This is a genomic window from Rhodomicrobium sp., assembly GCF_047605405.1.
Taxonomy (GTDB): Bacteria; Pseudomonadota; Alphaproteobacteria; order Rhizobiales; family Rhodomicrobiaceae; genus Rhodomicrobium; species Rhodomicrobium lacus.
Genome location: NZ_JASGFR010000003.1, coordinates 35,096 through 47,568 on the forward strand (window position 1 = coordinate 35,096; position 12,473 = coordinate 47,568).

Annotated in this window: 14 protein-coding genes; 5 read left to right on the forward strand and 9 right to left on the reverse strand. The window is 62.0% G+C overall.

All coding sequences use genetic code 11. The features are described from left to right. Positions 1 to 112: 112 nt before the first annotated feature. Both edd and eda read left to right on the forward strand, forming a co-directional pair. Positions 113 to 1,942 (forward strand): phosphogluconate dehydratase, encoded by a 1,830-nt coding sequence (edd, locus tag QM659_RS01960; protein ID WP_415187187.1) that lies wholly within the window; start codon positions 113 to 115, stop codon positions 1,940 to 1,942. Next, positions 1,939 to 2,589, forward strand: a complete 651-nt coding sequence (eda, locus tag QM659_RS01965; protein WP_303483872.1) for a bifunctional 4-hydroxy-2-oxoglutarate aldolase/2-dehydro-3-deoxy-phosphogluconate aldolase — start codon at positions 1,939 to 1,941, stop codon at positions 2,587 to 2,589. Before edd ends, eda begins: the two co-directional genes overlap by 4 nt. Here eda and QM659_RS01970 read toward each other — a convergent pair. After that, positions 2,582 to 3,112, reverse strand: a complete 531-nt coding sequence (locus tag QM659_RS01970; RefSeq protein ID WP_415187188.1) for an isochorismatase family protein — start codon at positions 3,110 to 3,112, stop codon at positions 2,582 to 2,584. The genes eda and QM659_RS01970 overlap by 8 nt on opposite strands. A gap of 124 nt (positions 3,113 to 3,236) precedes the next feature. On the opposite strand from QM659_RS01970, the gene QM659_RS01975 reads away from it, so the two are divergent. The 3 genes from QM659_RS01975 to QM659_RS01985 all read left to right on the forward strand — a co-directional run bounded on the left by QM659_RS01975 (position 3,237) and on the right by QM659_RS01985 (position 5,546). Next, positions 3,237 to 3,410, forward strand: coding sequence for a CsbD family protein (locus tag QM659_RS01975; protein WP_415187189.1), 174 nt, complete (start codon positions 3,237 to 3,239; stop codon positions 3,408 to 3,410). Between the two features lie 126 nt (positions 3,411 to 3,536). Next, positions 3,537 to 4,475 carry a LysR family transcriptional regulator gene (locus QM659_RS01980; protein WP_415187190.1) on the forward strand — a complete coding sequence of 313 codons (939 nt, stop codon included), beginning with the start codon at positions 3,537 to 3,539 and terminating at the stop codon, positions 4,473 to 4,475. Between the two features lie 114 nt (positions 4,476 to 4,589). Continuing rightward, on the forward strand, positions 4,590 to 5,546 hold the full coding sequence (locus QM659_RS01985) for a zinc ABC transporter substrate-binding protein (RefSeq protein WP_415187191.1): 957 nt from the start codon (positions 4,590 to 4,592) through the stop codon (positions 5,544 to 5,546). Between the two features lie 89 nt (positions 5,547 to 5,635). Here QM659_RS01985 and QM659_RS01990 read toward each other — a convergent pair whose 3' ends face one another. From QM659_RS01990 to QM659_RS02025, 8 genes are all read right to left on the reverse strand, one after another. Then, entirely contained in the window at positions 5,636 to 6,166 is a 531-nt protein-coding gene (locus QM659_RS01990) for a GNAT family N-acetyltransferase (RefSeq protein ID WP_127077181.1), read from the reverse strand. A 52-nt stretch (positions 6,167 to 6,218) separates the two neighbouring features. Next, entirely contained in the window at positions 6,219 to 6,743 is a 525-nt protein-coding gene (locus QM659_RS01995; protein ID WP_127077244.1) for a MarR family transcriptional regulator, read from the reverse strand. 101 nt (positions 6,744 to 6,844) lie between these two features. Continuing rightward, entirely contained in the window at positions 6,845 to 7,465 is a 621-nt protein-coding gene (locus QM659_RS02000) for a septation protein A (protein ID WP_415187255.1), read from the reverse strand. Positions 7,466 to 7,500: 35 nt separating this feature from the next. After that, positions 7,501 to 8,715 carry a signal recognition particle-docking protein FtsY gene (gene ftsY / locus QM659_RS02005; RefSeq protein ID WP_415187192.1) on the reverse strand — a complete coding sequence of 405 codons (1,215 nt, stop codon included), beginning with the start codon at positions 8,713 to 8,715 and terminating at the stop codon, positions 7,501 to 7,503. Beyond that, positions 8,712 to 9,965 carry a tRNA (N(6)-L-threonylcarbamoyladenosine(37)-C(2))-methylthiotransferase MtaB gene (gene mtaB, locus QM659_RS02010; RefSeq protein ID WP_415187193.1) on the reverse strand — a complete coding sequence of 418 codons (1,254 nt, stop codon included), beginning with the start codon at positions 9,963 to 9,965 and terminating at the stop codon, positions 8,712 to 8,714. The genes ftsY and mtaB overlap by 4 nt, the downstream gene beginning before the upstream one ends. Beyond that, the gene (dapF, locus tag QM659_RS02015) at positions 9,962 to 10,840 is read right to left on the reverse strand and encodes a diaminopimelate epimerase (protein WP_415187194.1); all 879 of its coding nucleotides are present in this window, start codon (positions 10,838 to 10,840) and stop codon (positions 9,962 to 9,964) included. Before dapF ends, mtaB begins: the two co-directional genes overlap by 4 nt. Positions 10,841 to 10,933: 93 nt before the next feature. Then, positions 10,934 to 11,941 carry a hypothetical protein gene (locus QM659_RS02020; protein WP_415187195.1) on the reverse strand — a complete coding sequence of 336 codons (1,008 nt, stop codon included), beginning with the start codon at positions 11,939 to 11,941 and terminating at the stop codon, positions 10,934 to 10,936. 35 nt (positions 11,942 to 11,976) lie between these two features. Continuing rightward, positions 11,977 to 12,387, reverse strand: coding sequence for a tellurite resistance TerB family protein (locus QM659_RS02025; protein WP_127077185.1), 411 nt, complete (start codon positions 12,385 to 12,387; stop codon positions 11,977 to 11,979). Between the last annotated feature and the right edge of the window lie 86 nt (positions 12,388 to 12,473).

The following is a 12,473-nucleotide window of genomic DNA, read 5'->3' on the forward strand; positions in this document are numbered from 1 at the left end:
GGCGGATCCTTTCTCTCTCGTTTCAGAGTGCGCCTTGTCGGAGAACCGCTTCAACTTGAACGCACTCGCCCGAAACAGATCCATGAGGCGCTGAAGCCGAAAGGAGATTGTCGTGTCCATCAATTCCACCGTCGGCGAAGTCACCGAACGCATTGTCAAGCGCAGCCATGACAGGCGCGCGCGCTATCTCGACCGGATCGCGAAAGCCGCCGAGCGGAAGCCCGAGCGCACGCATCTCGGCTGCGCGAACCAGGCGCACGGGTTCGCCGCATGCGGCCCCATCGACAAGGAGCGACTGCGCGCGGGACGCACGCCGAACCTCGGCATCGTGACGGCTTATAACGACATGCTGTCGGCGCATCAGCCCTATGAGCGCTTTCCGCCGCTGATCCGCGAGGCGGCGCGCGAGGCGGGCGCGACGGCGCAGGTCGCGGGCGGCACACCCGCCATGTGCGACGGCATCACGCAAGGCTTCGAGGGTATGGAGATCGGCCTGTTCTCTCGCGAGGTCATTGCGCTGTCGACGGCGGTCGCGCTTTCGCACCAGACTTTCGACGCCGCCGTCATGCTCGGTATCTGCGACAAGATCGTGCCGGGCCTGTTCATCGGCGCGGCGTCGTTCGGGCATCTGCCTGTCGTGTTTATCCCCAGCGGCCCGATGACGTCCGGCCTGCCGAACCCGGAGAAGTCGCGCATCCGGCAGCTCTACGCGGAAGGCAAGGTGAGCCGGGACGAGCTTCTCGCGGCGGAGGCGGCATCCTACCACGCGCCCGGCACCTGCACCTTCTACGGCACGGCAAACACGAACCAGATGGTCATGGAAATGATGGGCGTGCACCTGCCCGGCGCATCCTTCGTGAACGCCAACACGCCGCTGCGGGACGAGCTGACACGCGAGGGCGTGCGCCGCGCGCTCGCCATGACGGCGCTCGGCAATGAATACACGCCGTTCGGGGCGATGGTGGACGAGCGCTCCTTCGTGAACGCCATCGCGGGCGTGCTCGCCACGGGCGGCTCGACGAACCACACGCTGCATCTTCTCGCCATGTCGGCGGCGATGGGCATCACGCTGACCTGGGACGATTTCGACGTGCTCTCGAATGTCGTGCCGCTGGTCGCGCATGTCTATCCGAGCGGCAGCGCGGACGTAAACCAGTTCGCGGCGGCTGGGGGCGTGCCCTTCGTCATCCGCGAGCTTCTGGCGGCGGGCCTGCTCCACGGCGACATCAAGACCGTATGGGGCACAACGCTCGACGCCTATGCCATCGAGCCGGGGCTCGACGAAGAGGGTCATCTCGTCTGGCGCGACGCGGCGAAGAAAACCGGCGATGAGAGGATCCTGCGGAGCGTCGATCAGCCCTTCAGCGTCGAAGGCGGTATCCGCGTGCTCGACGGCAATCTCGGACGCGCGGTGATGAAAACCTCGGCTCTGGCGCCCGAGCGCCTCACGATCGAGGGTCCGGCCCGCATCTTTCATTCGCAAGAGGCGTTGCAGGAGGCCTTCAAGGCCGGCGCGCTGACTGGCGATTTCGTCGCCGTGGTGCGTTTCCAGGGGCCTAAGGCGAACGGCATGCCCGAGTTGCACAAGCTCTTGCCGCCGCTCGGTGTGCTTCAGGATCGCGGCCAGCGCGTGGCGCTTGTCACCGACGGGCGCATGTCGGGCGCATCCGGCAAGGTGCCGTCGGCGATCCACGTGACACCCGAGGCTGTGGCGGGTGGCCCCATCGCGCGAATTCGCGACGGTGATATAATCCGGATCGATGCCGTGTCCGGCACGCTGGCGGCGCTGGTCGACGAGAAGGAATGGGCGGCGCGCGAACCGGCAACCGCAGATCTTTCCGCGTCGCATGAGGGCGTCGGCCGCGAGTTGTTTGCGCCGTTCCGTGCGGCTGTGGGCGAAGCCGACACGGGAGCCACGATCTTTTTCAGGAGCGCCGCATGACTGCATCTGCACAGGCTGGTCTCGAGTCCATACTAAGCCGCGCTGCCGTGATCCCGGTGGTCGTTATCGACAAGGCCGAGGACGGGGTTCCGCTGGCGCGCGCGCTGCTTGCGGGCGGCCTCCCGGTGATCGAAATCACGCTTCGCACAGGCGCTGCGCTCGATGCGATCCGCGCCATTGCCAACGAGGTGCCCGAGGCGGTCGTCGGAGCGGGCACCGTGCTCGACGGGGCGCTTTTGAAGGCGGCGCGGGAATCAGGCGCGCGCTTCGCCGTGTCGCCGGGCGCGACGCCGCGCCTGCTCGACGCCGCCGATTCCGAAGGCGTGCCGCTTCTTCCGGGCATCGGGACGGCGTCGGAGGCGATGGCACTCATCGAACGGGGCTATCGCTTCGCGAAGTTCTTCCCGGCGGAAGCATCGGGCGGCCCTGCACTGCTGGCAAGCCTCGCCTCGCCTCTGCCCCAGCTCAAGTTCTGTCCGACCGGTGGCATCACGCACGACAATGCGCCGCGTTACCTCAAGCTGCCGAACGTGATTTGCGTGGGCGGCTCCTGGATGGTGAATCGGGCGCGGATCGCGGAAGGGGACTGGCCGTCGATCTCAGCGCTCGCCAAGGCAGCGGCGGCTCTTCATACGCCGGTCATTTGATCAACGCCGCCGCCTCGCGGAAGCGGGGATGTTCCGCCGTACGAAGCCATTCGAAGACGACCATCTCCGCCGTCACGATCTCCGCGCCGTGTCGCTCCATCCGCCGGATAGCGGTCTCCTTGCTTTCCGCGCGGCGCGATCCGATGGCATCGCGAACCACGAAAACGCGGCGTCCGCCTTCGAGAAGGCTAAGCACCGTCTGCAACACGCAGATATGTGCCTCGCAGCCCGTCACGACGAGGTCTTTGCCCGCGCCCAGGCGGTCGAGAAATCCGGTGCTCCCGCAAGCATCGAATGTCATCTTCTGGAACGCATCTTCCATCGGCGCCAGGTCTTCCACCGTGGCGCCAAGGCCTTTTGCATACTGCTCGGTAAAGAGGGTCGGTACGCCGAGCAGGGACGCCGCGGCCCGAAGCCTCTTCGCATGAGCGACAACGGCGGAGGCATCCTCGATGACTGCCATCAGGCGCGGTTGAAAGTCGATGGCGAGAAGCAGGCTGTTTTCCGGGGAGAGCGTGCGCATGAGTGAGTTCCGATCTGCTCGATGAGGGATCTTCAATTTCGCTCATGCCCGTCGCGTTCGTCCATCGAACTCTTTTCCTGTTCAGGGGTTTCTCCTTTATACAGACGACAAGAGGAGTATCGAAGTGGACAAGGATCGTGTGGAAGGAAGCGCCAAGCAGGTCAAAGGTTCGATCAAGGAAGCGGCTGGAAAAATAACCGGAGATACGAAAACGGAAACAGAGGGCAAGGCCGACAAAGCTGAAGGTAAGGTCCAGAACACTTACGGCGGCTTGAAGGATAGCCTTCGCGGGAAGTAAAACGAATTCCACGGTGCGCCAGACTCCCGCCGACCGACGGGGGTCTGGCTGTCGTGTGCAAAAAGTCACGGAATATTAAATTTTCTTTTGTGGCCTATAAGGCGTGGTTCGGGTTAATCCCTTTGTATGAATATTTCACTGAGACTCTTGCGGTATGTCACCGCCGCCGCCGATAGCGGGAATGTCACTGAAGCTGCACGCAAACTTCAGGTGTCCCAGCCATCCGTATCCGCCGCCATCGCGGAGCTGGAGCAAATGCTCGGCATCGCCATATTCGTGCGCCATCATGCGAAGGGCGTCACGCTGACGCCCGCAGGGCAAAAGCTCATCGCGGAAGCTCGCCTGCTTCTGAAGCACGCCGACGAATTCTCGAAGTCGGCGGAATCGCTTGGCGATACCGAGCGCGGCGAGGTGACTGTCGGCTGCTTCCCGACGCTGGCCGCATGTTACATGCCGGCGATCATGACCGACTTCTCGAAGCGGTACCCCCTGATCCAGCTTCGGCTGGCCGAAGGCGATCAGGAGCGGCTGCTTGCGGATGTCGTCAACGGGCGCGTGGAACTGGCGTTCACCTTCAACCATGCCGTTCCTCAGACCCTCGACTCGACGGTGCTGATGAAGCTGCCGTTCGTCGTCTCTCTTCCGGCCGACCATCGGCTTGCGAAAGCGCCGGATGTAAGCCTGCATGACCTGAAGGACGATCCGATGATCTTCTTCGGCGATCAACTTATCAGCGGCTATATCGCACAGGTTTTCGAAGCTGCGGGCGTTTCGCCTGTCGTGCAGCAGCGTATCGTCACTTTCGAGGTCATGCGCGGCCTTGTGGCGCGCGGGCACGGCTATTCCGTGCACGTCGCAACGCCCTCGTCCAGCACCTCATACGATGGCGGCAAGGTCGTTGTGAAGCCCATCCGCGACGATGTACCGAAAGCGGAAATCGCCTGCATCGCTCCGGGGGTGCAACTGATGCGCCCCGCCGTCAAACTGTTCGCGGATTTTCTCGCGGATGCCCTTGGTCAGACGGTGGAAAAAGAGCGGCAGCCCATGGCCGTGGCCGCCGAGTAGTTGCAGCGGGGGATTTCGGGGCCTTCATCGCGAAGGCTCTCATTTCCCTGTTGCGCTCCACGGCAATGTAACGATATATCATCACGTAATGTTTTCCGGAAGCGGATGAATATCATGATGAGCCGCTTGCCGGGTTTCCTCGGGTTGGCGCAGTGGCGGTCTTTCCCCTTGGCTAGGCGCTGGAAGCGTTGCATCTTCCTTGTCGCCGCGCTCGCTGTGGCGACGCCATCGCTTTCGGCTCCCGCCGTGGTGGCGACCATCAAGCCGATCCACTCGCTCACCGCCGCGGTCATGGCCGGCGTGGCTGAACCGAAACTGCTTCTCGGCGGCGCGGCCTCTCCCCATTCCTACGCCTTGAAGCCTTCCGATGCGCGCGCTCTTGACGGCGCCGATCTCGTCATCCGCGTCTCACCGCATCTCGAGGTGTTTCTGGACAAGGCGCTGACGTCGCTTTCCGCAAAGGCGCGCGTTGTCGATCTCGACAGAGCCGCCGGGCTGAACCTTCTCGCCGCAAGAGCTTCGCATGGCGCATCCTCAACCGCAGCCTCGCCCGATGAGGCCGACGTGCATTTCTGGCTCGATCCCTCGAATGCCGTAGCGTTGGCAAGAGAGATTGCGCGCCAGCTCTCCTCTATCGATCCGGAAAACGCGGCTCGCTATCGCGCCAACGCCGACGCGCTTGAAGCCAGGCTTGTCGCGCTTGATGGCGAATTGCGAAAGACGCTCGCCGGTCTTTCGACGCGGCCGTTCGTGGTCTTTCACGATGTGACGCAATATCTCGAACGTCGCTACGACCTGAACAGCCTGGGCACGGTGACGCCGAGCCCGGAACGCTCTCCCGGCGCGGGCAGTGTTGCCGCCCTGCGCGACGCCATCCGCGAAAAAGGCGCGGTATGCATTTTCGCCGAACCCCAGTTTTCGCCGAGGCTGATCGACATGCTCGTGGAGGGCACAAACGCACAGCGCGGCGTTCTCGACGAAATCGGCGTCAGGATCGAAGCGGGGCCGGACCAATATTTCGAGCTGATGCGCGCCAACGCGCACAGTATCGCCGATTGCCTGAGGCACTGAACGCCATGCCGACAAGCACGGGGCCGAATCGCCAGCGTCATTTCGTAAAAATGCAGTCAATCCGATGACGATGTCAGCGCAGGGCTGATCTACGCCTTCGACGATTTCACGTTCACACCCCATGCGAACGCCACGCGCGTCAGCGAAACATCGCCGTAGCGCTCGGGGGTGGCCGCCACGATGGAGCCACCGAGCCCGCCGTAGAAGGCACAGGCCGTCTCGTTGTCCTTCAGCGCCCACACGACGAGGCGCTTCAAACCCTGCTGCTTGAGCGCGTCCTTCACGGTGGCGAAAAGGCGCGTTCCGAGGCCGATGCCTTGAAAGGAGGGGGTTACGTAAAGCTCGAAGATCTCGCCTGCCTCCCAAGGCCAGGTGCCGCGCGCCGAACCCCATGTGGCGTAACCTTGCGGCACGCCATCGAACGTAAGGAGCGTCACGTTCGCGCCGCGTTGGATCTGCTGTTGCCACCAGAGCGGGCCACGCCGCGCAATCTGACGTTCGAGGTGGAGATGCGGAATGATGCCTTGATAGGTCGAGCGCCAGGCCGCGTCGTGAATGGCAGCCACAGCGTTGGCGTCTTTCGGCGAAGCCGGCCTGAAACTGATGAAGTTCGCGCCCATCCCAATACTCTACATCCAACTTTTTCGGTTGGCGAGATCGTTCACGTGCAACCTAACGCGCTGGTTTCATAAAAACGTCATCGGAGTCTTCGTCACCTTTACGCAGCAGGCGGGACAGGATTTGCGCAACGAGCTTGCCGTCTTCCTCGCCGAGACATCCCATGACGAGCCGGTCCGCGCGGCGCGCGATCGGCTTGATCGAGTCGAGCAGCTCCCGCCCCTCGGCCGACAGACTTACGGCATAGGTACGCCCGTCTCGCATGGTGCGCTCACGCTCGATGATCCCGCGCTTCAGAAGTCGCTGCACCACATCGGCAAGAGTCGAGCGGTCGATGCCGGTCAGGCGAACAAGATCGGTCTGGCTCAGGCCTTCATGCCTCGCCACGGTTGTAACGACCGCGTATTGTCGGGCGGTCAGATCGAAATCGCGCGTCTCCTGCGCAAAGATTTCGGAAGCCCTCTGGCTCGCGCGGTGGAGGAGATGAATGATCGATGAGTCTATGGCGGGGGCGCGGCTTGCGGAGGTCTTCTTCCGACGTCTGCCCGTTTGCCCCGTTCCTGATTTTGTGTCCAGCATTGTCATCCGGCACTCGGGTTAAGCTCTAAGCCTAACACGAGAAATGGATACGGCAACCGGAGGTTCCATGCAGCGCACGGAAAGAATTTTTTCCGACGTCCCTAATTTTTGGCGTCGGAAGCCTCCGGCTCCGCATCGGGAATCTGATAGCGCATGATGAGCGTCACCTGGGACAGCATGAACGCGAAGGTCAGCGGCATGATGCCGAACGACTTGAAGGTGACCCACGTGTCGGTCGAGAAGTTGCGCCACATGATCTCGTTCAGCACCGCAAGGAGGGCGAAGAATCCCATCCACCGCACGGTAAGAATACGCCAGCCCTCTTCCTCCATCTTGAAAACCTCGCCGAGAGCGAGTTTCAGGAGCGGGCGGCGGAAGTAAAGCCCAGTGGCGAGGATGACGACGAACAGGCAGTTCACGATGGTCGGCTTGATCTTGATGAAAGTGTCGTCATGCAGCCAGATGGTGAGAGCACCGAAGACCATGACGAACACGCCCGTGACCAGCGCGATGACCGGGATCCGCTTGAACAGCAGGCGGCTTGCGACGAGCGAGATCACGGTCGCGACCATGAAAGCGCCCGTGGCGTAGAAAATCCCCGCCCGACCGTTCATGATGAAGAAGATCGCGAGCGGCCCGACATCAAGCAGCAGTTTCAAGATGGAGTTCTTGTCGACCGGATTCGCCGCATCGGTCTTCGTCTTGATCGCCTCGGACTTCATCGCTTCCAAACCTGCCACTACCGAACCCTCCGACTTCAACTCACGCCCGCGATCGCGCGTGCAAAATCCTGCGCAGAGAAAGCTTGCAAATCGCTTGCGCCCTCGCCGACGCCGATGGCATGCACCGGCAGCCGGTGTTTCGCCGCGATGGCAACGAGGATACCGCCGCGCGCGGTGCCGTCGAGCTTCGTCATGATCAGGCCCGTGACGCCGGCGGTCTTGCCGAAAATCTCGACCTGCGAAAGGGCGTTCTGGCCCGTTGTCGCGTCGAGTGTCAGCAGAACCGAATGCGGGGCCTCCGGGTCCACCTTGCGGATCACGCGGATGACCTTTTCAAGCTCGGCCATGAGGCCAGCCTTGTTCTGAAGGCGGCCCGCCGTGTCGATGATGAGAAGGTCGGCGCCCTCCTTCTTCGCGCGGGTCAGCGCGTCGAACGCAAGGCCCGCGGCGTCGGCTCCTTGCGCGCCGGACACCACGGGCGCGCCCGTGCGTTCGCCCCACACCTTGAGCTGTTCGATGGCCGCCGCGCGGAACGTGTCGCCCGCCGCGAGCATGACCTTCAGCCCCTGCTCGGTGTATTGCTTCGCATATTTGCCGATGGTCGTCGTCTTGCCGGTGCCGTTCACGCCGACCATGAGGATGACATAGGGCTTCTTCGACGTGTCGATTTCGAGCGGCTGCGCAACGGGGCCCAGCACCTTCTCCACCTCGGCGGCGAGTATCGCGCGCACTTCGTCCGGCGAGATATCGCTGTTGTAACGCGCCTTCTTCAGCGCAGCGATCACGCGGGCTGAAACGTCGAGCCCGAGGTCGGCCTGAATCAACAGGTCTTCAAGCTCTTCGAGCGTATCGTCGTCGAGCTTGCGCTTGGTGAAGACGCCGCTAATGCCTTCCGTGAGCTTCGACGAGGTCTTCGTCAGCCCCTGCTTGAGGCGCTGGAACCAGCCGGCGCGCGGCTTTTCTTCGGCTGCGGGTGCGGCGGCTGGCACCGGCTGAACCGGCGCGGGAGATGGCTCTGCGGGAGCCTCTAGAACGTCGACGGCCGCATCGGTCCGCGGCTCGTCCACGATCTCGAAGTCTTTCCAGCTTTCCGCAGCGGCCGGCGCTTCAGCAAGTGCGACGGTGTCGGAGTTCGTCGCACTTGTGCTTTCCTCCGCCTCCGGCTGCGGAGCCTCCGGCTTCTGCTGGTCCTTCTTGCCGATGCCGAACATGCGGACCGACCCGAACAGGCCGCGCTTCTCTTCGCTCATGCCAGGCACTCCCCGATGAGGTGGCGCTTGTCGTGGCCGGTGGCGCGTGCGCGCACGATGCCGCCGCGTTCCGCGCCGCCTGCAATTTCAATTTCCGTAAAGCCGGGTGTCCGGCCGACGCGCTCGCGCTCCATAAGCACTTCGAACACCTTGCCGCGCTCGCCTTCGAGGTGCGCGCCGAGGCGCTCGCCTGCCTTCTCGCGAAGCCGCGCGGCGCGTTCCTTCACAAGCGCGCGGTCGAGTTGCGGCATGCGTGCAGCAGGCGTCTTCGGGCGCGGCGAATAGGGAAACACGTGCATGAAGGAGAGGCCGCATTCGTCGGCAAGCCGCATGGTGTTCGCAAACATGGTTTCGTCTTCGGTCGGAAACCCCGCGATGAAGTCGGCGCCGAACACCATGTCCGGGCGGATCTCGCGCATCTCGCGGCAAAAACTGATCACGTCCTCGCGGGCGTGGCGGCGCCTCATGCGCTTCAGGATAAGGTTATCACCCGATTGCAGCGACAGATGCAGATGCGGCATCAGCCGCTCTTCCTCCGCAAAGGCGTCGATGAGCGCTTCGTCCGCTTCCATGGTGTCGATGGAGGAGATGCGCAGGCGAGGCAATTCCGGCACGAGGCGCAGCACGGTGCGCACGAGGCGGCCGAGCTTCATTTCGCCCGGCAGATCCGCACCGTAGGAGGTGAGGTCCACGCCGGTCAGAACCACCTCGCGGTATCCCTCCTCGACGAGCGCGCGGATCTGTCGGACAACTTCGCCCGCAGCGACGGAGCGCGACGGTCCGCGCCCGAAAGGGATCACGCAGAAGGTGCAGCGGTGGTCGCAGCCGTTCTGCACCTCGACATAGGCGCGGGCGCGGCTGCCGAAACCCGAGATCATATGCGGCGCGGTCTCGCGGACGCTCGCGATGTCGTTCACGCGCACGCGAGCAAGGTCGCCCGCCGCGAGGCTCAGGAACGTCGCGGCGCTCGTCTTCTCGCCGTTACCGATGACGTGATCGGCTTCGTCCATGTCGGCGAAAGTTTCCGGCTCGATCTGCGCGGCGCATCCCGTGACGATGATCTTCGCGCCGGGCCGCTCGCGGCGAAGCTTGCGGATCGCCTGCCGCGCCTGCCTGACCGCCTCGCCCGTCACCGCGCAGGTGTTGACGATCACGGCGTCGGTCACGCCCGCGTCCTGAGCGTGCTTCTTCGCCACTTCGCTTTCGTAAGTGTTGAGGCGGCAGCCGAAGGTGATGACGTCGACGGTCATGACGCGCGCGCCACCTTTACCGCGCCGCCGGAAAGAAGCGTCAGCGTGCCTTCAAACTCGTGTGCGACGGGGCCCGTCATGAGGATGTGATCATCGGCCGTGCGCCATTCGATGCCGATGACGCCGCCCGGCAGGCGGATTTCGACGGTGCGGCCAGTCCGGCCCGTGCGCGCGGCTGAAACGGCGGTGGCGCAGGCGGCGGTGCCGCAGGCTTGCGTGATGCCGGCGCCGCGCTCCCAGACGCGCAGCTTCACCGTGCGATCGTCGAGCACCTCGGCGAGTGAGATATTCGCGCGCTCCGGGAAGATGGGATCGTATTCGAGGGCGCGCCCGAACAGGGAAAGGTCGTAGGCGTTGACGTCGCTTACCCAGAAGATGGCATGGGGATTGCCGACATTGGCGACGCTCGGCCCTTCCAGCACGCGGCCGTCGGGAAGCGTGATCGCGAGCGAAATGGCGCGCGTGTCCGGCTCCTCCTTCGCGAGCGGAATGTCGCGCCAGCCGAAATGCGGCGTGCCCATGTCCACCGTCACGAGGCCATCGCCCTCGACGCGAGCGTCGAGTATGCCCACCGCCGTTTCGATAGTGACGTGTTCGCTTTCGAGTTCCGCGCCCACCAACGCGCCAACGCAGCGGCTTGCATTGCCGCACGCGCCCACCTCGGAACCGTCCGCGTTGAGGATGCGCATGAAGACATCGGCGCGGGCCGACCGCTCCAGCACGATCACCTGATCGCATCCGACGCCCGTCTCGCGATTGGCGATGGCGCTCGCCTCGTCGACTGTCAGCCGGAAGCCGTCCCCGCGCGCGTCGAGCACGGCGAAGTCGTTGCCGAGGCCGTTCATCTTCTTGAATGATATGTGCGAGAGAGCCATCCGCACGCGCGCCTTCCAGGGAAATCGGTCCGCGTTATATAGACGGCGCGCAGGCTCTTTGCAAAGCAGGTTGTGATCAGCAGCTGAAAGGAATTAGTAATCCAGGTTGGACCGCAACGCCTCAAGGTATTGCAGACGGCCTCGCTTGAGAGCCCTCCTGCACGGCGTTCTGTAATCGAACCAGCGAATTATATTCAACTCCTCAGCAGTTTCAATTAACTCAATTTCAGCGGCAAACGCCTTTTTCGAGACATCAAGCACCGTCCTGAAGCCTTCCATCCGAGAAGCAATTTCCGCCTCCAATTCACATATTTTTTCATCAATTAAATCCTCTACGTTAATTGGATATCCATCATCATCCAGTCGATTGGGAAAATCCGGTGGAGAGGATGCGGTAATTTCAGCCTCTATAGCTTTGATCGCGCTTAGAACAAACTCCCCATAAGCTCTAGCATTCGTACAATCCCAGTCGTATCTGAGCGCTGTAGGACCAATCTGCGAAATGTCGATCTGGTGCACTAGTTCGTTGCGGAAATCATAAATCCCAGTCAAATAATCTACGCCAGAAGCCGTTGCCTCAGAGAAAGTCAAATCCGCCAGCTTTCTTGGCCTTATATTGGCAATAATTTTTCTCGGGTCATTTGGAATCGATAACGCAGAAAATATACGAGCAAATGTTTCGAGGTAACTTCCTGCGTTCGATATGTTTCGAGAGAAGGCGACAAAATGTGGTATCGCCGCCTTGTTAGTGATAAGTCCAACGATTTTCTCCGTTCCCAAGCCTTTCTTTAGATCGTCATCCGCAAGGCTGCTGGGCTGATATTCAAAAAGGTCTGCTAAGCGCGACCTTGCATGCCATTCCAGACAAGTTACATATATTACGGAGTAATATGAGATGATGCTAAACGGAGATCTCGCCCACTCGTGAGGTTTGTACTTTGTTGATAATTCTTCAAGCCGAGATATATCCTCCAAGGCATCTTCCATCCTCGATATAACAGAGATGGCGTTTAGTGTGCCGTGCACTTCATCCGAGATGCGTTTGATTTCATCAAGCCTTCTGCGGAGATCATCGCGAACATTCTTGCCATTTTTATCCATATATTTAATTCTATGGCTTGAGGTAAAAGAGCGACTTAAAGCGTCTGATGGCGCGCGCGGGCGGCGCGCTCGATGGCCACGCACACGAGCTTGTCGAGGTGCAGCGCATCGCGGATGAGTTCGAGCAGGCGGATTTCCTCGTCCGGCACCTTGAGGTCCGCCGCCGCAACCTCCACCGCCAGCGCATAGGCCGTCTCGTGAAGCTTCTTCGGCAGGGCATCGCGAACGAGTTCGAGCAGATGTTCGAGACCCTCGTCCTCGCTCAGCATGTCGCCGCAGCGCTCAGCGGTTTTCGCGAGCGTGTTCTCATCGAAGCCGAGAAAGACGGGCAGATGCTTCACGATCTGCGCGATGCGATCCAGCTCCCGGTCGGATATCTGCCGGTCCGCTGCCGACATCGTGATCATGACATAGACGAGAGCTTCGGTCGGGGTGATCTTCGGCATGGCGCGGGTCCGTTGGTCAGAGCGCTCCGTCTGAAACGGTTCGATGAAGCGCTTAATACTTCCTCCAGTATCGCGATTTCGACGGG